The sequence below is a fragment of the Planktothrix serta PCC 8927 genome (assembly GCF_900010725.2).
Classification (GTDB): domain Bacteria; phylum Cyanobacteriota; class Cyanobacteriia; order Cyanobacteriales; family Microcoleaceae; genus Planktothrix; species Planktothrix serta.
In genome coordinates, this window is sequence record NZ_LR734875.1 from 74,463 (window position 1) to 99,654 (window position 25,192).

Here is a 25,192-nt window from a genome sequence, read left to right on the forward strand (position 1 = left end):
ACTAAGAAATTTGGATAGGAGATATTGCGAAGAGGCCAACCTATGACTAGCACATCTCAAACTTTATATACCAAAGAGCAAACCCTGGCTTGGATGCGGGGACTGTTAACCCTAGCTTGGGCGGATGGGAATTTTGATCAAGAAGAACATCAATTAATTGATGCGTTAACCCATGATGAATTAGTCGCTGTTACGGATGTTGACAGTTTAGATCCGATTTCACCCCAGGAGTTAGGGGCTGTTTTGGGGACTCATCCTAAAATAGCAGAAAACTTCCTGAGAACGGCTGTAATGGTGGCTTTAGCCGATGGAATTTACTCAATTTGTGAGGATGATTTATTACACCAATATTGTCAAGCATTAAACCTACAAGTTGATGCGTTAGACACGTTGCGAAAAACCTTACAAGATTTATCCCAAATTCAAGCGGGTGAATTAGGAGAAATTTGTATTAATCAACACAGCCATGATGATCATCATCTTGATGTTCTTTCCCCAGTTAAACATTGGTTAGATGACTTAGAAATTCATGATTCTAAAGTTGCCCATGCGGTGTGTAAATTAATTCCTCCTCAATGTCCTTTTGAACGAGATCTCACTATCTTTGGACGCAAAATTGTTCATATTCCTCCGATGTGCAAACTGAATCCTTTATATGAACAATTTATCGGGTTACGTTTCCGGGCGTTGTGTTATCTAGCTGATGATTGTCATGAAGATATCTCGAAATATTGTTAGGTTTTGGGGGTAAATATAGCAGGGAATAGGGAATAGGGCTGTTTGATTTTCTCTCAAAAACTTGTGTAATTATAGATGCTACTGATGCTTCTCCTAACCCCCTGTAGAGACGTTGCATGCAACGTCTCTACAGGTGCATAAGTAGCAAACATTAGTCGAAGTTGGAAGCCCACACTTACTCGTAGAGAAGTGTGGGTAGTTCACCCAAAGACTTCATCTTCAATTCCTAACCACCATTCTCCCAAATTAATTAACTCTTGATGCAGTTCGGCTAACTCTTGGATATATTCTTCCTGGGAGATTTCTGCTCGACGTTCTTGGAGTTTTTTTAACCTCAATTGCATTAATAACCAAGGTTTAGAAATACCATTTGTACTTTCAATATATCGGGCTAGTTCTTGACTATTCATGATCAGAATTTTAATCTAGGGGACAAGCCGAAAACTGTAAAAACAAACAAGACAGCCCTCGAAATAGAATGACTGTCTTGGTCTGGTTTCAATCTAACTGTTCAGGAATCTTTAATTAGGCAGAAGCTAAATTTTCTGCAACAAAGTCCCAATTCACCAGTTGACTGAGGAAGTTCTCAATGTAAGCGGGTCTAGCGTTTTGGAAGTCGAGATAATAGGCGTGTTCCCAAACATCTAGGGTTAATAAGGGAGTCGCCCCATCAACAATGGGGTTAGCCGCATTAGCCGTTTTTGTGACTTTCAGTGTGCCATTATCCAACACTAACCAAGCCCAACCACTACCAAATTGAGTAGTAGCCGCAGCCTTGAATTGTTCTACAAATTTGTCAAACCCACCAAAATCTTTATTGATTTTTTCTGCTAAAGCACCTGTGGGTTGACCGCCTCCACCGGGTTTCATGCAATTCCAGAAGAAAGAATGATTCCACACCTGAGCCGCATTATTGAAAATTCCGGCTTTGGCGGGGTCATTCGCCGTTGCTGTGACAATTTCCTCTAAGGATTTATCCGCCAGGTCAGTGTCTTTGATCAGATTGTTTAGATTTGTAACATAAGCCGCGTGGTGCTTACCATGATGGAAGGAAAAGGTCTGCGCCGACATCTTGCTTGCTTCTAAAGCATCGGCCGGATAGGGTAACGCTGGAAGTTCAAAAGCCATTGTGTTCTATCCTCTCTCAATAGGTATAGGAATTAGGAAACGTTGAGCCAGATTTTGATTCTCTGTAGAGTTTAGGGTTACTGGGGGTAACTCTAAACAAATCTTTACGTCGATTTGATTTTAGCTCAAAAATTACACAATTTTGCCGTTTTGCGCTTAATTATCTGAAAGAATCAGGATTATCTATCCTTAGACGGAGCAGGGCTGTTTCATTTTCCATTGCCAACCCTAAGACCTAAACCCCCAACCCGCTTCCCATCTCTCCCTGCCCTCTCCTACAAGGAGAGAGGAAAGGCGATCGCTTTTAAGAGGGGCGGGTTTATAAAAGCTCTTGGTGAGAATTGAAGATAATTACAGAACCCGCCCCTACATTTTGTGGTTGAAAAAATCCGCTCGCCTTTGAGCAATAATCAACAATTAAACCGTAGGGGCGGGTTCCGAGACAATCTTTAATGATCAGTAATTATCTGACTAAACCCGCCCTCTATTCTCAGGCTGTTGGGGAAGAATATAATCAACGGCCAACAGCCAACAAAGAATTATAAAACTTCTTTTAAATTATGAGTAGCGTCATTCAGTTTTTCACTTCCGCTTTTAATTTGATTAACTCCCAGGGCGGTTTCATTCGCACCTTGGGTTAGATTATTCATGGCTTGATTCACTTGTTGAATCGCTAAAGCTTGTTGTTTAGAAGTTAAGGCAATCTGTTGACTACTTTCGACAATTTGTTCCATTGATTTTGCCACATCGGTAAAAACCTGAGCCGTTTGGTGAGCAATATGAACCCCAGATTCAACATTTTTTGTGCCTTCTTCGGTGACAACAACTGTTGTTTGAATCATCCGTTGAATATCGTTAACTAAGGTATTGATTTTTTGGCTAGATTTTTGACTCGCATCGGATAGTTTTCTAATTTCAGAAGCAACAACAGCAAATCCTTTACCATGTTCTCCGGCTCGTACCGCTTCAACGGCGGCGTTTAAGGCTAACATATTGGTTTGATTGGATAAATCACTGACCACATCAGAAACGCTACCAATTTGATGAGTTTGTTCACTTAATTGCACAATTTTTTCGGCTATGGATTCTACTTTAATTTTTAGGGTTTCCATTTCTTGCAATGCTTTTTGAATCGCAGTTGTTCCCTGTTCTACACGCACTAAAGCTTGTTTAGCACCGAATACAGCGCCTTCTGCTTGTTGAGCCGACTGTTGAGAGGATGCGCTTAATTCATCCATAGTAACGTTTGTTTCTTGAACCGCAGATAATTGTTGATTAGCAATGCGTTCTTGTTCATTAATTGTGGAAAAGATCTGATTTGAAAAGGATGTAACTACACCCACAACTTCCAGAATAGAATTAACTAACTTTCTGAATAAAATTACTCCAAAAATAATAAAGATTCCTCCAGTTACTAAGGTAACAATGATCGCTACTCTAATAAAGTGATTAATCGGTTCTAAAACAACAGATTTAGGAGTTTCATAGATTAAAATGAAAGGGTTTTGACGAGTAACTGTATTGGGGAATATGGTATTAAAAGTAATAATAGAATTAGAATTTTCTGTAATCAAACCATTTTCTCCCGATAGCAGTTGATTAACAATAGGTTCTGGATAATCATTCTTTAAATTATTATTGTTATTGAATTCAAATCCCCAGCGCTTTTCTGGAATGGGGTGACTTAAATAATATCCCTCTTGATTAATGACTAAAAATTGTTGGCTCATGTCCGAAGTCAAACTATCATTGTCAGCCAGTTCAAACAACCGTTCAATTAAAATGTTAGCAATGATGATTCCTCGTTTTTCTCCCGCTTGATTATAAATGGGAGTTGCATAACGAATAATCGGCTTATAGGGAATTTCAATCTGATCGTTTTCTCGATTCAAATTAATCGGAGATATATAAACTTGTCCCGGTGCTAATGCTAAACTTTTAGAAAAGTATTCCGATGAGGATTTATTCTGTAACTGGTTAGAGGGAATGACTAAAACTTGACCATTGACTACTTTAACTCTCAATAGTTCATTCCCTTTTTCATCCAGATAACGCAATTGATCGTAATAGGGTCGATTGTGCAGGAAAGATGTAAAAATAATTGTTAAGCGCTCAATCCAGTTTTCATAGGTAGATTTATCTTGAGGATCAATCCCTTTATTATCTCTAGCTCGAACAATTCCTTGAATGGGGGGTGTTTCACTTAAATATAAAACATCAGATTTAAAATTTTCCAACAAAAGATTGATTGTTTCTCCACTATTTTGTTGTTCATTTTTCATGGAACGAACAACGGAATCTATTAAATATTGGCGAGAATTAATAATATTGAAAGAACTAACAGCCAGAACGGGAAAAATAATACTAGCGATGAGTAAATATAAAAATTTACTTTGAGATTTTCCATACCAGTTAAACTTTGACATACGCTTTTTTGAGCTAGTTATTTCTTCAATATTGTATCATTATAATCCTATCATACTTTTTCTGATCTTCGCAGGTTTACGAATTATTTACATCCGTTATCATAACTCCCTTTTTTGCAGGATAACAAATGCAATAAAAGCGACTTTAGGGAAGCTCTAGCTTAATTAAACCTAAAGGGTCAAAAAATTAGCAGACAGAAGTTAAAATCAACAAATTAGTCCCAAATCTGACAGATACTTACAGCAAAACTCTAAATTAAAGTAAAATTTAATACCCAAGCTGTCCCTTTTCTGGGATAATCTAAACTGAGATAATTTTATTAACACTCTTGGTTTTCCAGATGAATAATCCACTATCACCTCAGTGCCAAAATTTACAACATCAAGTTGATGGCTTAGTCAAACTCCTGCATCAAGAACCTTCCCTGCGACAACAAGATATTACTGCTATTCGTGCTTCTTTGAATAAAGTCATTTCTCCCAAGTTTGAAATTGTGTTTGCGGGGGCGTTTAGTGCGGGAAAATCAATGTTAATTAACGCCCTTTTAGAACGGGAGTTATTATATAGTGCAGAGGGACACGCCACCGGAACAGAATGTTATATTGATTATGCGGAACCGGATGAAGAACGGGTGGTTTTAACCTTTTTAAGTGAAGCCGAAATTCGGGAACAAGTCGCGGCTTTATGTCAACTTTTAGGACTGTCTTCTAATGTTAATATTAATCGCAATGATGTGATTGATTTATTAGTAGAAGGATGTGACAAAATTATTCAGCAAGAAGGAGGCGTGAATAAATCTGAACGGGCCAAAAAAGCCAAGGCTTTAGATTTATTAATCAAAGGGTTTGTGGAAAACCGCGATCGCATTCACACCCTCAACAACGCCACCTATTCGATGGAACAGTTCAACTTTTCCAACCTCAAAGAAGCGGCGGGTTATGCCCGTCGTGGCAGTAATAGCGCGGTCTTAAAACGCATCGAATACTATTGCTATCATCCCCTATTAAAAGATGGAAATGTCATTATTGACACCCCTGGAATTGATGCCCCAGTTGAAAAAGATGCCCAATTAACCTATAGCAAAATCGAGAACCCCGATACATCGGCGGTGGTCTGTGTTTTGAAACCTGCATCGGCGGGAGAAATGACAATAGAAGAAACAGAACTGTTAGAACGGATGCGTCAAAATCCCAGTATCCGCGATCGCGTTTTTTATATCTTTAATCGCATTGATGAGACTTGGTATAATGCCCAACTGCGTCAACGGTTAGATAACTTAATTTATTCTGATTTTCAGGATACTACAAGAGTCTATAAAACCAGTGGATTATTAGGGTTTTATGGGAGTCAAATTAAATCAACAACGGGACGCGATCGCTTTGGATTAGATAGTATTTTTGCTGAAAGTATAAAAGGATTTGGGGGAGAAGAAGAAACCCCTCAATTTGTCTATGCTTTTAATAACTATTGTGGTAGTTCTCGGAAGCTTCCGCTCCAATTTCGAGTCACCATTAATGGCTATGAATCTCCCAACCAAAACTATGTGAGAATTTTAGCAGATTGGGGACAACCCTTAATGGATCAGTTAATTAAAGATAGTGGAATTGAAGATTTTCGTACCGCAATTACTTACTATTTAACCCAAGAAAAACGTCCCCAACTGTTTAAAAATCTAGCCGATGATTTAGAAGATATTTGTATTCCTCTCCGCAAGTATTACGAATCAATTCAACGGGAATTAGACAGTCAACCGCGTGAAATTGAATCGATGAAAGCCCAGGAATTACAACTTCTAAATCAACAATTGCAAGAAGCCGGACAGGAGTTTCGAGATCATATTGCAGAAGAAGTGAATCGGATTATTACCAGTAAATGTGATGGCTTTGAGCAGGATTTTAATCAATTACAATCTCGGATGGTAAGACGTTTAGATGAATTATTAGATGCTTTTTCTGTAAAAGAAGCCTATAGTCGTGCAACCTTCAGCCATCCTCGCAATGCAACAGCACCGTTATTAGCGGTTTTAGTCGAAGCTTTGTATTATTTGGCGAACCAATTAGAGGATATTTTAGTAGAGGCGGTTCAATCTGTAAATGCTGGGTTTTTCCGTCGTTTAGTTGAACGAGTTCGCAAGACCGAATATTATCGCAAACTCAATCGTTTATTAGGGAATGATGGCGGAATAGAACTGCGGTTAAAACGGTTAGAAGAAGAAGTTAATCAAGCGTTAGTTGCGATGGCTAAAACAGAATGCGATCGCTATGTCCGAGAAAGTCCTAACTTCTATGATGAACGGACATTTTCAATTTATCAATTTCGCCAAACCCTATTACAAACCTCATCCAGTTATGATATTAAAGCAATGCTTGATGCAGAACCCGCTATTCGTCAATTGTTGAAGTTAGATTTAGAACCTAAAGTTGCAGAAACCATTAATCAAACCTTCCGTCAAACCGTTAACCAAACCCTAAAAACCCAGTTATTACCGATGACAGAAATTCAAGGGGAAGAAATTATGCAGCAATACAGTCAAGCGCGAGCTTATTTAGAGAATACCTTAGAACAGGAAGCGGAGGAAAAAATCAAAACTAATGCTCGATTTCAGTCAGAAGTGAATCAAAAGATTGAGGAATACAATCAATTTGTTTCAGAGATTAATAGTTGTTTACAGTCGATGCAACTGTTTGAACATTTATTACCAACCATCTCTAATTCTAGTACCAGTGATCAGCGTTTAGACTTCTAATAGTAGGGTGGGCTTTGCCCACCTTATTCCCTGTTGCTATTTTTTTAGGAAACACAAAGGCACTAAGACACAAAGGAAGAAGGATTATCTACATTTACCTGAATAATTCATTTAATTTACTATAATATTTTGAAATTGACAAATTATATTTATAACTCTATAATAAATTTATGGATATTTTATGAGGCTAATAATCAATATGAGTGATGTTGTTGATTCAGAAAATTGTGAAGATTATGAAGTTCTATTGTTTGAGAATCATACTTCTCTTGTTCAAAAAATTAAACAAAATTTTGAGAGTGCTTTAAAAGACTCTATACAGTCTATTATAATCTCAGTTTCTGGTCAACAATCTAGTGACATATTTCATATAATTGTAGGTGGTAAATATTGTAATCAACAATGGTTTGAAGAAGGAAAAGAGTGTAAACTTTTAAAATTAGGAGCGAAGGAATGGCAACCCGGAAAGGTTAGAATTAAAGTTACTCTCGAATTTTGTCCTGATGAACTAGAAGAAGTAGAATTTCAAGAGGAAGAAAAAATAGACGAAATGGATAAAGTAGCAAAATCCTTAGATGATATTCGTCAGAAATTAAACCAGGAGACGAAGTAGTCTGGTTTCTTCTACTCCCTCTTGAAATTGGCGAAGGTATTGTTTAACAAATCTGGTTTTTACTCTATATACGACTAAGGATGAGTTGTGCTATTATCGGCTCAACAATCCTTTTTCCCCATCCCCCCACCCCTGCGATGAGTTACTGTTTTACCGTAGGATGTTCTCACCCAGAAAATCCCAACTCAGCCGAATATTGTCAAGGTTGTGGTCAATTTCTATTACTTCAAAACCGTTATCTCGCTATAAAACCTTTAAGCCGAGGGGGTTTTGGTAGAACATTTTTAGCAATTGATCAACAAATTCCTTCCCATCCCTATTGTGTGATTAAACAATTTTTGTTTCAATATGAAAACCCCAAGGATTATGAAACCGCAGCCAAATTATTTCGTCAAGAAGCAGTGCGTTTAGATCAATTGGGAAAACACCCTCAAATTCCTCAACTTCTAGCTCATTTTGAGCAAAATCAACAATTGTTTATTGTGCAAGAATATATTGAGGGAAAAACTTTATTTGATGAACTTAAAGAAAGCGGATTATTTTCAGAGAAAAAAATCTGGCAAGTGTTAAAACAAATTCTTCCAGTTTTACAGTTTATTCATGAACAAAATATTATTCATCGAGATATTAAACCCGCTAATTTGATGCGGCGATGTTCTCTCGATCCGCTTCAAAATTTATTAAATCCTGTTGAAGATTTAACCCAAAGTCCTCCAACTTTGAAAATGGGAGAACAGGAACAGGTTCAAATTAGTCTGAAACTCAAACAGCAGATTTCAAATATTTTTTCAGAGAAAAATTCTCAAAATACAATTAACCAAAATATAGAAACAGGTGATATTGTTCTCATTGATTTTGGCGTAGCAAAAGTGTTAACAGGAACTGCTTTACTCCACAGTGGAACAATTATTGGAACACCGGAATTTATGGCTCCTGAACAAACTAGAGGAAATGTTTATCCAGCCAGTGATTTGTATAGTTTGGGAGTCACTTGTTTATATTTAATTACGGGAATTTCCCCAGGAAAATTATATGATGAGCATAATGATCAATGGAATTGGAAAAATTATTTATCGTCTCAACAAATCATTAGCGATCGCTTAGAAACCGTATTAAATCGGTTAATTTCCCCCGCAATTAATCAGCGTTATAAATCTGCCGAAGAAGCCTTAAAAGACATTGAATCTTTTGAAAGTTCTATAAATATTGCAGTTAAACCTGTTATTTCTATTAAAAAGACATCTCCAAAACTCCCCCAAACTCCTCCTAAAACGCCTAGTTTATTAGATCGAATTAAAGAGAATTTTGGCTATCAGCCATTAAATGATCCTTTAAAATCTGCCGTTGGTGTTGATTATACTAAACTACAAACTCTATTAGCTCAAAAACGGTGGAAACTAGCGGATCAAGAAACCTGGCTCGTCTTGTGTGCAGCACTCAAAAAATCTAAAAAAGCCTACATACACGCCAAGGATTTAGAAAACTTACCCTGTGAAGATTTAAAAACTATTAATCATCTTTGGGTAAAATATAGTAATGGACGGTTTGGGTTTAGTATTCAAAATCAAATTTATCAACAAACTGAAAGAGATTATGGAGAATTTTGTCAGCAAGTTGGATGGTTAACTTATAATCCCCATAATCCTAATTATGGCATTGAATATAAAATCTCTGCTCCCATCGGACATTTACCCACCCGTAATTGGATTATTGCTACCGGAAAATGGTGGCAACATTTAGAAATTTTAGCAGAAAAAATAGAAACTTGTAAAATCAATTAATCATTGAGTGATAGATAAAAACCCGGTTTCTCAAACAATACCCTCGCCTTGATAATCCTTCTCTCTTTCTTCGTGTCTTTGTGTCTTTGTGGTAACTTCAAAAATGGCGACAGTATTGTCAAAAAAACAGGGTTTTATGGTATAATCTATTGAGGAGAAATCGGTTGTACAAACCGTTGATTTGCCCGCACAAAACATTGGGAAGGTGCGCCTGCTTCATCGGTTTTTTCAACATAAATCCAAGGTTGTTGTTTCGTATCGTAAACCACACCAAATCCCGCAGGGCCTAAATTAATTTCAAAATCTTGTCCGGGTTTTAATTGTCCAACTACAGGCCAATTATCAATATTTAATTCGGTTTTATTGCTGGGATTTTCTAATTTTTCATAAGTGGTATTTCCTAACATCCGACAATCAATTCCTTGAGCATTGGGGTTGGTTGCTTCCCAGGAAGAATGAGGCGATCGCTGATAATCTCCATTCGCCTGCGGTTGGGGTAATTGTACGGGATTTTTCTCTGTTTCCCCAGTATTTAAGGGAACTTTTGGTAACTCCCAATAATAATTTACAGTCTCCTCCCCTTGAGGAGTTAGGGAATTAAAGGAGGTTTGACAGGCGATCGCACTCACTCCCATTCCTGTTACAACTAACCCCAAACCCAAGGATAAAATCGTCGTTCTCAAATGATTTTTAGCGGTCATACAGGTATACACAACTCAACAGGTTCTCCAGTTAGACTAAAGGGTCTTACCTGGGTTATTTTCACTTTCACCTGTTGACCTTTTAATTCCGCTAAATTTCCAGAGAAAAACGTTAAACGATTTCCCCGTGTCCGCCCCATAACTTGAGAAGGATCTTTAGAATTTGTTCCCTCAACTAACACTTCTTCAATTCTGTTAAAATAACGCTGTGAACGTTCAGCAGCTTTAACAGAAACTAAGCGATTTAATCGTTGTAAACGATCAGCTTTCACCTCCTCACTCAGTTGATTTTCCCACAACGCCGCCGGAGTCCCTGGACGAGGAGAATAAGCTGCGGTATTTAACAAATCAAAGCCAATATCATCCACTAATTTTAGTGTATTTTCAAACTGTTCCTCGGTTTCCCCAGGAAATCCGACAATAGCATCCGCACTAATAGAAGCATCCGGCATATACTCCCGAATCGTATTAATAATTCGGCGATATTTTTCATGGGTATAACCCCGTGCCATTGCCTTTAAAAGCTGATTATCTCCCGACTGAAACGGGATGTGAAAATGTTCACAAACTTTCGGAAGTTCCGCACAAGCTCGAATCAATCTTTCGGTAAAATAACGGGGGTGACTGGTGGCAAATCGAATCCGTTCAATACCGGGTACATCATGAATAAAATATAATAAATCCGTGAAGTTATATAAATGCCGACCTTCAGGAGTTGAACCGGGCAAATCACGACCGTAGGCATCAATATTTTGTCCTAATAATGTTATTTCTTTATACCCTAAACGAGCTAATTCTTCAATTTCAGCACGAATAGCTTCTGGTCTGCGAGATTGTTCAATCCCGCGCACATTAGGAACTACACAATAAGTACAGCGTTCATTACAACCATAAATCACATTAACCCATGCCGTCACTTCACTATCTCGACGGGGTTTAGTAATATCTTCGATGATTTCTATGGCTTCTGTCGCAACAATTTGATTGCCATCAAACACCTGTTCTAATAAGTCTTGTAAACGGTTGGCGTGTTGTGGCCCCATAACTAAATCGATTTCAGGAACCCGACGCAGCAAGGTTTCCCCTTCCTGTTGAGCAACACATCCGGCGACAATAATGGTTAAATTCGGTTCTTCCTGTTTGCGTTTTGCCTGTCTTCCTAAATAGGAATAAACCTTTTGTTCGGCATTATCTCGAATCGTACAAGTATTATAAAGAATCACATTGGCATCATTGGGATCTTCAGTAAAATCAAATCCCATTTCTTCTAAAACACCCGCCATGCGTTCAGAGTCAGCTTTATTCATCTGACAGCCGAAAGTTGTAATATGGTAACGTCGAGAATTTGTACTCATCGAATTTTAGCAGTCTCCTATTTCTTGAAAAAGGTTAAATGCAACCTCTCTACACAGTTTATTATAATTGATTTTGTCTGTTTTTGTAATATTTACGGTTCAGAACGATGAAACCCAAACAAATTGTCTACACTTTAGCTGCTATTTCCATTGTCGGGTCTTTTTTGTTAACAACTCAAAATCCGGCGTTAGAATTAGCATTTTTAACAGGATTTTTGTTAGCAATTTTAACCAAAGGAATCAGAAAACGGCGCTCTGTGTCTAAAGATATTTAAAAATTATTATTGAAAAAATTAGATTTTAGAGTTAAACTATAATTAGGATAATTGTAGGGGATCTGAATCTAAAACAAGGGAGTAAAAAATGGTTAATATTGACTATCTTACCAATAAAGATGGAGAAGCGATCGCTGTGGTCATTCCGATTGATATCTGGCGAAAATTGTTGCCAACTGACGAAGTTTCCTTTGAAGAACTTACTGAAGCTATAGAAGATTATTGCATGAATAAAGCGATTGATGAAGCTGTGAATACACCATTGCTGAATCGTTCTGAAGCCTTAGCTTATCTGGAGGAATAATGGCTTGAAAGTTCAATATCGTCAGGCTTTCTTAAAAGATCTCAAACAACTGAAAAGTTCGACATCCTACCAACGCATCTATGAGGTAGTATTTATAACTCTGGAAGCTATCAACACTTTAGAAGAAATTCCTAACATTAAAGCGATGCGAGGTTATACAAGTCGCTATCGAATTCGTATCGGTGATTACCGCATAGGAATAGAAGTGAATGGAGATATTATAGAAGTAATGCGGGTTCTACATCGTCGAGAATTTTATCGTTACTTTCCGTAATTATTGAGAATCAAAATCATCTGCCATCCAGATTTTACCTTTCCAGATTCCAAGTCCTCCTCGCTTGGTAGGTTTCTCTATTTGAGGTGTTTCCTCATTGTATCGGTTCACAAGAAATTCCGTATAGTCAAGCACTGCTTGTTTAACAGATTTAGGTAATTTTTCGACATTTTTTAAGATCGCTGTTTCTATTTTCATTTTTCACTATCCTCTAAATAAATTTGAGAAAACGTCGATAAAAGAGGGTTAAATTTCTCCCCTATCTAAACCCAAAGCGTCAGCAATTTGTTCATTTGTTAACCCCATTTCTCGTAACCGAGGAATCGCGTTGCGTCGAGATTTCTCCGCCCGTTCAGCCTGTTCTTTTCCGGTGGGAATAATAACCCCTTTATCATCACACCATCGCAACCAAAGCTCCTGTTTTTCTTCATAAATTCCTGACCAAATAGTTAACCCTAAACCAATTTGTTCTAACCAAAAGATAGATTGATTTTCAATTTTCGTTGGTGCTAACGCTTGATAGTTTCCCTCGCGTAAAACATAAACTCGTAATAAAATATCGCCTAATTGTTGTAACGGGTCAAAGACTGCATAATAAGTTACCCGCATTCGAGCATAATCGATTAACTTCCGCCCCAGTTCATTACCTTCTTGATTAGAAACAATTTCAATTACCACATCGGGCGGTTTACCAAACTCCCAAATAAAATAAGTTCGATTTCGTTTTTCTCGAAAATCTGGCGGGACTTCAACATCTAAAGATAAAAATACATCCGGTACAATAGGAGGATGACGAATTGCATAGAAAATCCCCACATTTGCATCGGCTAAAAAGGTTGAATTTTCTCCTGTTCTTTGCCAAGAACTATATAAACATTCAACTAATAAACGCTGTAACTTTGCCGAGAGAAAATTATCCACAGGAGTATCATCCTCGGTAATAACTTCTGTTAAATCAATTGTTGGAGGTTGAATCGGTGTGATAGACATAATATAATGATGCTATCTGTTTACAGACTATTATAGCAATTCTTGCTGATATTGTAATATTTTATTGTAGGGGTTTGGTCTTCAAACCCCCATCCCAAATCAGGGAACAAGAACAAATCTTTATAATGAAATCAAGGTTTATTTTGCAGGTTCAAAACCAAAGACTTTGGCATAAAAATTAAATTCACCATCAATAGCGGATTTAATATTTTCGGCTTTTCTAAAACCGTGTTGTTCTCCTTCAAACAGAACATATTCTACGGTGACACCTTTTGCTTTTAATGCTGCTACCATCATTTCTGCTTGGTTAGGAGGGACAATTTTATCCTCTGACCCTTGAAAAAATATCACTGGACAAGATAATTTATCAACAGAATAAATCGGTGAACGCTGTTGATAAATGGCTTTTTCTTCAGGATAAGCCCCAATTAAACCATCCAAATAACGGGATTCAAATTTATGGGTATCCGTTGCTAAAGCTTCTAAATCACTGACTCCATAATAACTGGCTCCCGCCTTAAATACATCCTTAAAAGTTAAGGCGCATAAAGTGGTATAACCGCCCGCACTTCCCCCCGCAATTGCCATCCGGTTTCCATCGACTAAACCCTGTTCTGCCAGATATTTTGCCCCATTACAACAATCATCAACATCCACAATTCCCCAACTTTTATTTAACCGTTGACGGTATTCTCGTCCGTAACCTGTACTTCCCCCATAATTGACATCTAAAACTGCAAATCCTCGACTCGTCCAATATTGATTTTTTAAGCTCAAACTGCTAGAAGTGGCAGCCGTTGGCCCCCCATGACTTTTAACCACTAAAGGCGGTTTTTCGGCTTCAGAAGCTTGATAATCTTTGTTTTGAGGAGGATAGAAAAATCCATAAGCCGTTTTACCATTTTCTGTGGGGAATTCTATCGGTTGAGGTACGGATAAATAGCCTTTATCCAGTACAATTTGACTAGAACGTCTTAATACTTCCAGTTCTCCGGTGTCTAAATTGAGTTTGACAATAGCACTGCTTTCTGTCGGAGAACTGCCAATAAATAAGACTTGATTTCCTGAAACTTTTAAGGAATCAATAGCCGTGTAGGAGGTGTCAATATCCTGTAATTGCAGAGTTTTAGTATCCAAACTTGCTAGATAGGAATTACCATTTTTACTATAGGTGCAAATAATCTTTTCTGCGGAACTAAACCCATAAGTTGACATTCCAAAGACCCACAGGGGTAAACCAAATTCTGCCGCTATTGGATGTAAAGGTTCTATTGTTCCTGTATAGCGATATAAGTTCCACCAATTCGAGCGATCGCTAACAAAATATAATACCCCATCCGGCGACCATTGCGGTTGAAAAATAGATTCTTCTGTTCCTCCCGCAATTAAGATTTTTTCTCCTAAAGAACCCTCAGAATTAACATCAGCAATCCATAATTCTGTACCATCCCAAGGCATATTCGGATGATTCCATGAAATCCAAGATAATTTTTTATTATCGGGGCTTAAACGGGGAAAGGCATAAAAATCATGACCCTCGACTAAAACTCGAATCTCCTGACTGTTATTAAGATTAATACTAACAATTGTATTAACAGGTTCTCCCCCTTGGGTATGGTCTTCTCGGACACAAATTAACCGTTGATTTTGGGAATCAATAACTCCATCTGCATAACGATATGCACCTTCTGGAGTAATAGGTGCGGGAGTAATTTGATGAGGGGTATTTTCTCCTTGAATTTTCTGTTGATAAAGACGTTGATCAACAAAATTAGAAAAATAAACATTTCCTTGATTAACAATATAGGAACCCCCCCCATATTCATGAACACGAGTTCTAGCATTCAAGGGTTGAGGTGTGACATCATTTAATTGATTATCAGGTGTCAAACGAACAATCACACTGCGTCCTGCTTCCGATGGCCGTCCTTCTATCCAATAAATATTATCGCCATCCCCCGTCAACCCACCCAGTCCAACGGTTCCTTCTACGATTAAATCGGCGATAAGGGGAGATTTCCAAGACCCGTATTGTGCTGTTTTTTTGCTCATATTTTTGCTTTTCTCATTTGGGGCAATATCTTAAATTTTAACACTTGTAGAGTTTAGGAATATAGACTTAAATTTCTGCACTCATTTAATTGTTCTGTAAGAGCAATAAATAACAATTCGCAAAGATGTCTAGCTAAAGAGGAATATAGCATTCTAAATTAGTTGTACAAGTTCCTAAACCCGATGAGTCACTTGTTTAAAATGCGATCGCCTGTTTATTTTTTCTTCAAAAAAGGATGAATTGTTCTCCAAACTCAACCCTTGAGGCCAGTTGATCTTCTTGGAGACTTCCCTGACACTCAGAAACCCGACGCTGTGCTAATTTCTGCTGTGGGGGTGTGCAGGACTGATAAACAAGCTAAAATAAATGCCAACGTAACTGACCTTAAGTAATTTTGAGTTCAACATAATCTGTATCATTCAGGGGCGGGATACAGAATCGTTGACCAACAACAGTTATAAACACAACATCACGAACGCTAGTAAATCTGTATCCTGTTACCCAGACGATTGTTTGAACGCTAATTGATGCTCAGAAAGGAGACTGAATGACTCAATCCTTGATTCCGATTAATCAATGTCCCATCCAAATTGAGGACGATCGCACTGGAACGAGTGTGGAAACTCTAAAACGGGCCTTTGCCGATAATCTATTCTATGAACTGGGCAAATATGAAGCCATCGCCACAAAGGAAGATTTTTACATGGCCTTGGCCTATACCTTGCGCGATCGCCAGTTAAGCCGTTGGTTGAAAACGGTTAAAACCTACGAGGACAATAGTGTCAAAATTGTTTACTATCTGTCCGCCGAATTCCTGATGGGACGCCACCTTGGTAACAGTTTAATTAACTTACACCTCTATGATCGCGTCCGTCAGGCCGTCGAAGAATCGGGACTGAATTTAGATGAACTCCTCGAACAAGAACCCGACCCCGGTTTAGGAAATGGCGGTTTAGGACGATTAGCCGCCTGTTTCCTCGACTCCCTGGCTACCTTGGAAATTCCCGCCGTTGGTTATGGAATTCGTTATGAATTTGGGATTTTTCACCAAACCATGCAAGATGGATGGCAAGCGGAAATTCCCGACAAATGGCTAAGATTTGGTAATCCTTGGGAAATTCCTCGTCCTGAACAGGCGATTGAAGTCAAATTTGGCGGTCTGACCGAGATTTATCACGATGAGAAAGGACGGGAACGGATTCGCTGGATTCCCGCCAAAACCGTGATCGGAATTCCCTACGATACGCCAGTTCCAGGGTATGACACCAATACCGTTAACCCTCTGCGACTGTGGAAAGCAGAAGCAGGTGATGATTTTAACTTTGAAGCCTTCAACGCCGGAAATTATGATGGCGCGGTGTCCGATAAAATGCGATCGGAAACCATTTCTAAAGTCTTGTATCCCAATGACAACACCCCCCAAGGGAAACAATTGCGCTTAGAACAGCAATATTTCTTTGTGGCTTGTTCTTTGCAAGATATTGTTAAACGTCATCTACGCCACAATAGCGGTCTTTATAACTTAAATGAAACCGCCGCCATTCAATTGAATGATACCCATCCGGCGATTGCGATCGCAGAATTAATGCGGTTATTGTTGGATGAACACGGGATTGATTGGAATTCCGCTTGGCGAGTCACCCAAAAAACCTTTGCCTATACCAACCATACCCTGTTACCCGAAGCACTAGAAAAATGGTCAGTGCGTTTGTTTGCCTATTTGTTACCTCGTCATTTGCAAATTATCTATGAAATTAACCGTCGTTTCATTGAAGATATTCGCCGTTGGTATCCCGAAGATGATCAGTTAGTCGGACGCTTATCTTTAATTGAAGAAGGGCCAGAACAATTTGTGCGAATGGCTCATTTAGCCTGTGTTGGAAGTCATGCCATTAATGGGGTGGCGGCACTACATACGGAATTGTTGAAACAAGATACCCTCCGAGATTTTTATCAACTCTGGCCAGACAAGTTTCTGAATAAAACCAATGGTGTTACTCCTCGCCGTTGGATTTTATTAAGTAATCCCACTTTATCGGCGTTTTATAGCTCTAAAATTGGCGATGGTTGGCTCAAGGATTTGGATAAACTGCGTCAATTAGAAAGCCACATTGATGATCCTGAGTTTTGTGAACAGTGGCGTCAAATTAAACTGTACAACAAAAAATTGTTAGCCGATTATATCTGGAAATATAATGGCGTTGAAGTTGATCCCCATTCGATTTTTGATATTCAGGTGAAACGGATTCACGAATACAAACGTCAACATCTGGATGTTCTGCACATTATTACCCTGTATAACCGGATTAAACAGAACCCCAATATTAATATCTCTCCCCGAACGTTTATCTTTGGGGGGAAAGCGGCTCCGGGCTATTTTATGGCAAAATTAATCATTAAATTGATTAACGCCGTTGGGGAAGTTGTTAATAAAGATCCCGATGTGCGGGGACGGTTAAAAGTGGTGTTTTTGGCAAACTTTAACGCCTCTTTGGGTCAACGCATCTATCCGGCGGCGGATTTATCGGAACAAATTTCAACGGCTGGAAAAGAAGCCTCTGGAACTGGAAACATGAAGTTTGCCATGAATGGTTCCTTAACAATTGGCACCCTGGATGGGGCGAATATTGAAATCCGAGAAGAAGCGGGTTTTGATAATTTCTTCCTATTTGGATTAACCGCAGCCGAAGTTTATGCCTTAAAATCTAAAGGCTATAAACCCAGCGATTACTATCATCGAAATGCTGAGTTAAAAGGAGTGATAGATCGAATTTCATCAGGTTATTTCTCCCATGGAAATGAGGAATTATTTAAACCTTTGGTGGATTCCTTAATGTACCATGATGAATATATGCTGTTCGCCGATTATCAAGCTTATATTGATTGTCAGCGACAAGTTAGTTTAGCTTTCCAAGATACAGCCAAATGGACAAGAATGTCGATTCTGAATGCCCTTCGCATGGGTAAATTCTCTAGCGATCGCACTATCCGCGAATATTGCAACGAGATCTGGAACGTTAAACCTGTTCCTGTTGAAATGGAAGGATATAACCCCGAAGCAGCAGGATTGCGTGTGATTAATTAACCTAAATACGGTTGACCGTTGACCCTTGACGGTTGACCGTTGACTATTCCCAGTTAAGCTGTTCCCTGTTCCCTGTTCCCTGATTAGGAGTGATCCATGTCACAATCTTATCCCCCTGATCCCCCCAATGGTCGGTCGAATCCCCGCTTAGATGAGATCATTGCCATTATTGTTGCCTTAGCAACGATGGGTACAATTTTGTTTTGGACTTTAAGCCACCCCAACCGTAAATTAACCCTTACCCCCGATCAAACTCCCCCACAAACTCAAACTTCTTCCGAAAATCAAACCTTATCCAAAATCCTAGAAGATTCCCTTCCAGACGGGGTTTCGGCTCCATCGGGAACGACTTCCCAACCCCCAACAACTGCCACTACACCTGCACCAACAGTCAATCAACCTTGGTGGATTGCTTTAGGGTTAGTTCCCCAAACTGCACCGGATACGTCCATTGCTACGTCCCCCCAGCCCCAAGTTACCCCAGTTCCCCCCGAAACAACGAACATCAACCCAACGGAAACGGCTTGTCCGACTCAACCTAATGGGGGAAATATTTGTTCAACGACTCCACCTCCTGTAACAACAAAATCCACACCTCAAACAGCCAAATCTTCTTTGATTCCAGAAGGATATTGGGCGAGTCCGTTTGTGGTCTATTTTATTAATAAAAATTGGGCAACAGGGTCTGATCAAAAACCGTTAAAACCCGATGAAAAAATTACACGCGGAGAATTTGCCGCTCAATTAGAAAAGGCGTTTAATAAACAACCCGAACAACCCCCGATAAAATTTAAGGATGTTCCGCAAAACTTCTGGGCTAAACCCGCTTTAAAAGAAGTAACTCAATCGGGTTTTTTAGTAGGATATCCAGGAGATATCTTCCGACCTAAACAAGAAATTCCCCGTGTTCAAGTGTTAGTCGCTTTAGCAAGTGGGTTAGAGTTAAAACCCCCTACAAATCCTCAACAAACCCTGAAAATATTCACAGATGCTAATCAAATTCCTCCCTGGGCTATTGAGGGTGTTGCCGCCGCCACAGAAGCGGGATTAGTCGTTAATTATCCTGATAAAAATACCCTCAATCCCAATCAAACTGCAACCTATGGTGAAGTGTCATCTATGATTTACCAAGGGTTAGTTTATCGGGGAAAAGCACAACCCATTGCTTCTGATTACATTGTGAATTCACCCTGACTATTGACAGCTACGGGCGGGGATACCCAAAGTCCGTCAACTTAATGCCAAAAGCCTTGAAATAAATTTCAGGCTAAAAGCTTAAACCCGTTAAAACGGGTTAAGAAAGACAAGTCTTGAGTCATCTTTAGATGACTTTAGCTCTTAGCCCGAACTTTAGTTCAGGGCTAACATGGGTTAAGTTGACGGACTTTGGGGGATACCCCGCCCCTAAAAATCCGTAAAATCTGTGAAATCCGTGATCAAAATCCCTGTTGAGAAACTAACTCAATACAAAGTTGATTCACCGCTTCCCCATTCACTTGTTTGGGTAAAGTAGAATTTTCCTCCGCTTGATCCAATTTTTGATACAAGGTTTTTGCCATTTCCATAACTTCATCATAGGCATATTTCCCCTTTTTAATATCCAATAACTCCTCTGCATCCCCCGCTTCTCGACGGTCTACGATTAAGGATTGAGTTTCTAAAATCTCAATTCCTGTTTTTAATAACCGAATGGCTTGCATGGCAAATTTGCAATCATATCCGACTTTAGCTTCCATTTCAGCGCGTTCAGGATTGCGATTTTTCTTCCAATCTTGATAATGTTGGTATTCTCGACAAGCTCGTTGATACTGTTGACTTTTTTGCAATAATTGAATAAAATCCTTAGAAGAATTTGCCAACTGTTGGGTCATTTCTAAGGTGTCTTCGGGTAAGGGATGTTGTTTTAAAATCCCTTTAAAATCAATATCAGCAGTTAGGAGTTTATACAGTTCTTTGGCGGGTTCTAAAAATTCAATGCGATCGCGCACTAACCCATACAAATACTCCAAAAAAGTATTCATTTGACTAACAGTTAATGGCGGGGTATCCACTAACCCAAATTCTGCCGCCGTCGGTTTATGAGTCGGAGGATTCAATAACCAACGGCGATGGGATTCTAACTTTTTAATTTGAGCATAACCATAGCCAGAATAGGTTTGTTTGACTTTTTTAGATAAGAACATCTGGCGATGCTGTTTTAGATATTCCCCAACTTCTGTAATCTCAACATAGTTTTTAAACCACAATAATTCTAAAATATTGGGGTTATTTTCCGTTGATAATCTCAGAAATTTCTTTAATTCATACAAACAGGTATCTTTTGATAAAAATGGAAATTTACCCGCAGGTTCATCCGTCCAGCCTGTATCTTTTTGTTCAATTAAATTAAATCCTAAATAATAGGGCTTTGTGGCAATAAAAACCCCACGATAATCATAATCCGAGGTGATTGTTGCTAGTCCATAGCCTCTGGAACCTGTTAAGGTGAGTAAAATAGTACGGTTTTCAATTTCTAAACGGTTCATAGCCAGTTTTAAATAGATAATCAATTGAATTAAGAGGCAATATTTTGACAAATTGCCTGTTAATATTTTATTGTGTAATATAAATGTAGCATATAAATCAAAGTTTGCCAAGGGTTAATAAAATTTAACCCTCTATAGATCTATTTTTAACTATAATATAACTGAGGATTATCGTTATAAACGTTCAGAATATGCAGCATTAGGAATTCCTGAATATTGGATTATTAATCCCCAGGAATCAAAGATATCCATTTTAACTTTAGTAGATGGGTTTTATGATGGGGTAGAGTTTCGGGGAGAAGATGCGATCGCTTTCCCAACTTTCCCCGAATTAAACGTAACTGTTGCACAAATTTTTAATGTTTAATTTTTCCTGGTTATGGAAATTAGAGTCCTGAAGGACTCACTACGAATGATAATATTTCATTAATATTTCTCCGGCTTCGTTTAAGTCTTTTCCAAAGGTTAGAAAGCCCTCTTCATGTCCAGCCATGACTAATATTTTCTTTTCTGCTAAATTTTCTTGATCAAATAATCTCAACATTTCTTTTGCCATTTGTGGTGTTCCATATTGAACATCTTTGCTAGTAGTGGGAACTTGATTTAATAGTTTTCGCCACAGTTGGGGGTGATGAACATGAATAATTGCGTTAATATGGGGTTCATAACTATAAATTGCAGCATGAGTTAAGGATTCAGAAGAAGCTTGAATGGGGCCACAACAGGTGAGATGATTGTGTTCAATATTAAAATCTGTGACAACAGTATAATGATCGGGATTGAGTTGAGCTAAATGTCCGGTTTGGCTTCCAGAAATAATAAATTGTAAACTATTCGCAATCCGAATACTAATATTACCGAATCCGATGCCATTTTCATAGACTCCAATTAGTCCTAATTCATGAATGCGATCGCGCCATTCCATTAAAGATTCGATCCATTCAACCGCAACCTTGTCCCCAGGAATACATTCACAGGAATATTTCACCACACCTTCATCGATCATTTTGAACCTCTGACTAGAAACTGCAACTTGCTTTAGTATTTTAGCAATGACTCGATCTCTGAGTCCTCCTGTAACAGATTGTTAAGAGTAAGTTCAGTAATTTTACGGAAAAATTTAAGGTTTACCCAAAAAATAATTCATCCCAGAGGTCAACAACCGCGAAAAAAGATGAAGTTACTCTAAAAGATTCCTGATCGAAATCTACCCTTTACCAAATCTTTACATGAATAATTTTAAAGTTTTACAAAAAAATCTAGTAATGTTTGGGGGTTTTAGTGTAAAATTTAAGGATTCAAAACCCTATCCTTCCACTTGACATAACTACCGAGTAGTAACCCTTCATTCCTCATATTAGCTACATTGATGGGTAAGCGACGAATTAGATCGAAGTCTCTCCGTCAAAGAAACGGGTGGCCGAGCCGAGAGAATCGAAGGGAAATAAAAGAGAACTGCTCGATAGAAGTCAACAACCCACCACTGGCTTGAGTACAAGTACAGTGGGGGCTTGAAATACAGCCCTAGTTGACCCGCCTAAGTCTTAACTGACTCCGTTATTTGGGTCACGNAGATCTCGGATGTAATCACGGGTTTTCGGCTTAAGTTGACACGGATGGGGGTTAACTCGCCCCTACGACTGTTGACGGTGATCCTTCATTCTTCTCAGTACCAACCGCCAACCGTCAACACCTGAAACCGCTCTTCCCCGAAACCTGAAACCCCTTTTTTCCTATGAATCAAACGGTAATTTTAATTCTGGCTTTTGCTTATTTATTAGGTTTGTTGGTGGGTGCAATTCCTGGGGGAAACTATGCACTATTAGGATTAGGAATTATATTAGCAATAGCGACAGCCTTGCAACAAATTTATCAACAGAAACAATCTCGTAAAGCCCGAATTCAACAATTTATAAAGCAAAAAGAAACCCGCAAAGATGCCCTAACAGACCCGATAGAGTTTGCTACTAAAGTTCCTAAACTTCCTCGTCCTAAACTGCCATTTTGGGTGTGGTTATTAGCCGGAATTACTGCTTTTTTGGCGAGTGTTTATTTACAAATTAAAACGCCTCAACCTTCTCTAAATGATATTAGTCAGTTAATTCTAAATAGTGGAAATAGCCAAGATTTATTAATTACCGTTCGCGGAGAAGTTAATAGTATTCCTCGGTTAACTCGTTCAGGACGGGGACAATTTTGGTTAAAGGTAAATCAAGTTAATGAAATTACCAATAATAATACTCCGATCGCCGTTAGTCGAGATGTTACTGGTCTAGTTTATGTTACCGTTCCCCTATTAAAAGCAACGGGGTTATATCCTGGGGAAAGTATAGCCATTACCGGAAGTTTATACAAACCTCAACCCCCTTCAAACCCCGGAGGATTTAATTTTCAAAACTATCTCGCTCAACAAGGATCATTTGCAGGATTGCGGGGACGTTATATTAGTCATGATGATAGTCAACCGCCTCCTTGGGGACTGTGGAAAATTCGCCAACGCATTACTCGCGCTCAAGCTAAATTATTAGGAGTTCCCGAAGGTTCACTATTAAGCGCGATGGTATTAGGACGTTTAGCCGTTGATTTACCTTACAATATTCGAGATATTTTTGTTCAAGTTGGACTCGCTCATATTCTCGCTGCTTCTGGTTTTCAAGTCTCATTTTTATTGGGTATTATTTTAGCCATTACTCAAAAGTTTTCCCCTACCGTTCGGTTTAATTTGGGATTATTAACCTTACTAATTTATTTGGGATTAACAGGAATTTCCCCCTCCGTTTTACGAGCAACATTAATGGGATTAGCGGTATTAATTGCCCTTGTCACCCAACGTCAAACGAAACCTTTAAGCGTTTTGTTAATGGTAGCAATATTATTATTAATTGTCAATCCAACCTGGATATTTGATATTGGATTTCAACTCAGTTTTTTAGCCACTTTAGGATTAATGGTAACGGTTCCTTCCTTAATGCAAGGGTTAAATTGGATGCCGCCTTTCTTCGCCTCTTTAATTGCCGTTCCTTTAGCGGCTATCATCTGGACATTACCCTTACAACTCTATGTTTTTAAAGCCTTATGTCCTTATAGTATTCTAGTCAATATTATCGCCTCTCCTCTAATTTCTATTATTACATTAGGAGGCATGGCGAGTGCATTAGTTTCCCTATTTTTGCCCGGTTTAGGAAGTGCGATCGCCCAATTACTCCATTATCCCATATTAGGTTTAATTGAAACGGCAGACTATTTTAGTCAACTTCCGGGGAATTCTATTGCTGTTGGCAGTATTTCCCTGATTCAACTGATCGTTCTTTATAGTTTAAATCTTTTAATTTGGGCTTACTTTACGGTTATTAATCGCCCATCAAATCCAAGATTTGCTTCTTCAAAAAAAGGGTTAATCCCGATTTTATTTACTGTAACTATAGCGGTATTAATTGTTGTAGTTCCGAGTTGGTATACTAAAAATATTCAGTTTCAAGCCACAATTCTCAGTACACCCAAAGAACCGATTTTAGTCATTGAAGAAAAAGGAAAAGTCACCTTAATTAATAGTGGGAGTCAGAACACGGCTCAATTTGCCGTTTTACCCTTTTTAAACGCTCAAGGTGTGAATGAAATTCAAGGATCAGTTGCGACCCATTCCCAACTGGGTTTAAGTATTGGTTGGCCGTTAATCTTAGAAAATATTCCGATAAAAACCTTTTACGATAATCCCGCTCCGAAAAAAACCTATCAAGCAACCAATGAAGTTATTCTGAAAACATTAGCTCAACAAAAAGGTGCTTATGTTCCTTTAAAATTACGTCAACCTGTGATGTTAGGTTCTGTAAAAATTGAATTATTAAATGCTCAACCCCCGGTAATTCAATTTCAAATTGGTCAAAATACTTGGACATTATTAGGGGAAACTTCACCCTCTGATCAACAACAATTAATTCAAACTCAAAGTGTCAACTCAACTCAGGTATTATGGTGGTCAGGAGAACCCTTAACCCCAGAACTTTTATCCGTATTAACCCCTAAAATTGCGATCGCTTCTTCCAATTCGATTGATCCTAAAACCGTAGAAACCCTGAGTCAACAACAGACTCAAATCTTTTGGACAGGTCGAGATGGGGCCTTAAGATGGACACCGACCCAAGGTTTTGAAACAACTTTAGATTTTGATCAAACAGATGGGTCTTTTCTTTGATATAA

The 25,192-nt window shown here is 38.6% G+C and carries 21 protein-coding genes; 11 read left to right on the forward strand and 10 right to left on the reverse strand.

The features are described 5' to 3' along the window. The first annotated feature begins 42 nt into the window (after positions 1 to 42). Positions 43 to 738 (forward strand): Mo-dependent nitrogenase C-terminal domain-containing protein, encoded by a 696-nt coding sequence (locus tag PL8927_RS15245; RefSeq protein WP_083623059.1) that lies wholly within the window; start codon positions 43 to 45, stop codon positions 736 to 738. Positions 739 to 938: 200 nt separating this feature from the next. On the opposite strand, the gene PL8927_RS15250 is transcribed toward PL8927_RS15245, so the two are convergent. The 3 genes from PL8927_RS15250 to PL8927_RS28525 all read right to left on the reverse strand — a co-directional run bounded on the left by PL8927_RS15250 (position 939) and on the right by PL8927_RS28525 (position 4,292). Beyond that, positions 939 to 1,148, reverse strand: coding sequence for a hypothetical protein (locus PL8927_RS15250; RefSeq protein WP_083623061.1), 210 nt, complete (start codon positions 1,146 to 1,148; stop codon positions 939 to 941). Between the two features lie 115 nt (positions 1,149 to 1,263). Next, complete coding sequence (locus PL8927_RS15255; protein WP_083623063.1) at positions 1,264 to 1,866, reverse strand: superoxide dismutase; 603 nt, start codon at positions 1,864 to 1,866, stop codon at positions 1,264 to 1,266. 539 nt (positions 1,867 to 2,405) lie between these two features. After that, positions 2,406 to 4,292 carry a methyl-accepting chemotaxis protein gene (locus tag PL8927_RS28525; protein WP_083623065.1) on the reverse strand — a complete coding sequence of 629 codons (1,887 nt, stop codon included), beginning with the start codon at positions 4,290 to 4,292 and terminating at the stop codon, positions 2,406 to 2,408. Positions 4,293 to 4,633: 341 nt separating this feature from the next. Between PL8927_RS28525 and PL8927_RS15265 the strand changes: the two genes are divergently transcribed. The 3 genes from PL8927_RS15265 to PL8927_RS15275 all read left to right on the forward strand — a co-directional run bounded on the left by PL8927_RS15265 (position 4,634) and on the right by PL8927_RS15275 (position 9,433). Continuing rightward, positions 4,634 to 7,039, forward strand: a complete 2,406-nt coding sequence (locus tag PL8927_RS15265) for a dynamin family protein (protein WP_083623067.1) — start codon at positions 4,634 to 4,636, stop codon at positions 7,037 to 7,039. A gap of 199 nt (positions 7,040 to 7,238) precedes the next feature. Beyond that, positions 7,239 to 7,652, forward strand: coding sequence for a KGK domain-containing protein (locus tag PL8927_RS15270; RefSeq protein ID WP_156093205.1), 414 nt, complete (start codon positions 7,239 to 7,241; stop codon positions 7,650 to 7,652). 137 nt (positions 7,653 to 7,789) lie between these two features. Next, positions 7,790 to 9,433 (forward strand): serine/threonine-protein kinase, encoded by a 1,644-nt coding sequence (locus PL8927_RS15275; RefSeq protein WP_083623368.1) that lies wholly within the window; start codon positions 7,790 to 7,792, stop codon positions 9,431 to 9,433. 146 nt (positions 9,434 to 9,579) lie between these two features. Here PL8927_RS15275 and PL8927_RS15280 read toward each other — a convergent pair whose 3' ends face one another. Then, positions 9,580 to 10,134, reverse strand: a complete 555-nt coding sequence (locus PL8927_RS15280) for a hypothetical protein (protein ID WP_083623071.1) — start codon at positions 10,132 to 10,134, stop codon at positions 9,580 to 9,582. Then, entirely contained in the window at positions 10,131 to 11,489 is a 1,359-nt protein-coding gene (gene miaB / locus PL8927_RS15285; protein ID WP_083623073.1) for a tRNA (N6-isopentenyl adenosine(37)-C2)-methylthiotransferase MiaB, read from the reverse strand. Before miaB ends, PL8927_RS15280 begins: the two co-directional genes overlap by 4 nt. 107 nt (positions 11,490 to 11,596) lie before the next feature. On the opposite strand from miaB, the gene PL8927_RS15290 reads away from it, so the two are divergent. The 3 genes from PL8927_RS15290 to PL8927_RS15300 all read left to right on the forward strand — a co-directional run bounded on the left by PL8927_RS15290 (position 11,597) and on the right by PL8927_RS15300 (position 12,342). Continuing rightward, positions 11,597 to 11,764, forward strand: a complete 168-nt coding sequence (locus PL8927_RS15290; protein WP_156093206.1) for a hypothetical protein — start codon at positions 11,597 to 11,599, stop codon at positions 11,762 to 11,764. Between the two features lie 88 nt (positions 11,765 to 11,852). Next, positions 11,853 to 12,068 (forward strand): hypothetical protein, encoded by a 216-nt coding sequence (locus tag PL8927_RS15295; RefSeq protein WP_083623075.1) that lies wholly within the window; start codon positions 11,853 to 11,855, stop codon positions 12,066 to 12,068. 4 nt (positions 12,069 to 12,072) lie between these two features. Continuing rightward, the gene (locus tag PL8927_RS15300) at positions 12,073 to 12,342 is read left to right on the forward strand and encodes a type II toxin-antitoxin system RelE family toxin (RefSeq protein WP_083623077.1); all 270 of its coding nucleotides are present in this window, start codon (positions 12,073 to 12,075) and stop codon (positions 12,340 to 12,342) included. Here PL8927_RS15300 and vapB read toward each other — a convergent pair whose 3' ends face one another. The 3 genes from vapB to PL8927_RS15315 form a co-directional block, all read right to left on the reverse strand. Then, a complete protein-coding gene (gene vapB / locus PL8927_RS15305) occupies positions 12,343 to 12,540 on the reverse strand; it encodes a type II toxin-antitoxin system VapB family antitoxin (protein WP_083623079.1) in 198 nt (65 codons plus the stop codon). Positions 12,541 to 12,588: 48 nt separating this feature from the next. Next, positions 12,589 to 13,332 (reverse strand): Uma2 family endonuclease, encoded by a 744-nt coding sequence (locus tag PL8927_RS15310; protein ID WP_083623081.1) that lies wholly within the window; start codon positions 13,330 to 13,332, stop codon positions 12,589 to 12,591. A 138-nt stretch (positions 13,333 to 13,470) separates the two neighbouring features. Then, positions 13,471 to 15,384, reverse strand: coding sequence for a S9 family peptidase (locus PL8927_RS15315; protein WP_083623083.1), 1,914 nt, complete (start codon positions 15,382 to 15,384; stop codon positions 13,471 to 13,473). Positions 15,385 to 15,932: 548 nt separating this feature from the next. Here PL8927_RS15315 and PL8927_RS15320 point away from each other — a divergent pair. Together PL8927_RS15320 and PL8927_RS15325 are read left to right on the forward strand one after the other, a co-directional pair. Then, entirely contained in the window at positions 15,933 to 18,470 is a 2,538-nt protein-coding gene (locus tag PL8927_RS15320) for a glycogen/starch/alpha-glucan phosphorylase (protein ID WP_083623085.1), read from the forward strand. Between the two features lie 96 nt (positions 18,471 to 18,566). Further along, positions 18,567 to 19,664 carry an S-layer homology domain-containing protein gene (locus PL8927_RS15325; RefSeq protein ID WP_083623087.1) on the forward strand — a complete coding sequence of 366 codons (1,098 nt, stop codon included), beginning with the start codon at positions 18,567 to 18,569 and terminating at the stop codon, positions 19,662 to 19,664. Positions 19,665 to 19,906: 242 nt separating this feature from the next. On the opposite strand, the gene PL8927_RS15330 is transcribed toward PL8927_RS15325, so the two are convergent. After that, positions 19,907 to 20,995 carry a nucleotidyltransferase domain-containing protein gene (locus PL8927_RS15330; protein WP_083623089.1) on the reverse strand — a complete coding sequence of 363 codons (1,089 nt, stop codon included), beginning with the start codon at positions 20,993 to 20,995 and terminating at the stop codon, positions 19,907 to 19,909. A 223-nt stretch (positions 20,996 to 21,218) separates the two neighbouring features. On the opposite strand from PL8927_RS15330, the gene PL8927_RS28530 reads away from it, so the two are divergent. Beyond that, complete coding sequence (locus PL8927_RS28530; protein ID WP_231506037.1) at positions 21,219 to 21,362, forward strand: Uma2 family endonuclease; 144 nt, start codon at positions 21,219 to 21,221, stop codon at positions 21,360 to 21,362. Positions 21,363 to 21,401: 39 nt separating this feature from the next. On the opposite strand, the gene PL8927_RS15340 is transcribed toward PL8927_RS28530, so the two are convergent. After that, positions 21,402 to 22,001 carry a class II aldolase/adducin family protein gene (locus tag PL8927_RS15340; RefSeq protein WP_083623091.1) on the reverse strand — a complete coding sequence of 200 codons (600 nt, stop codon included), beginning with the start codon at positions 21,999 to 22,001 and terminating at the stop codon, positions 21,402 to 21,404. Positions 22,002 to 22,730: 729 nt separating this feature from the next. On the opposite strand from PL8927_RS15340, the gene PL8927_RS15345 reads away from it, so the two are divergent. Then, entirely contained in the window at positions 22,731 to 25,187 is a 2,457-nt protein-coding gene (locus PL8927_RS15345) for a ComEC/Rec2 family competence protein (RefSeq protein ID WP_083623093.1), read from the forward strand. The last annotated feature ends 5 nt before the right edge of the window (positions 25,188 to 25,192 follow it).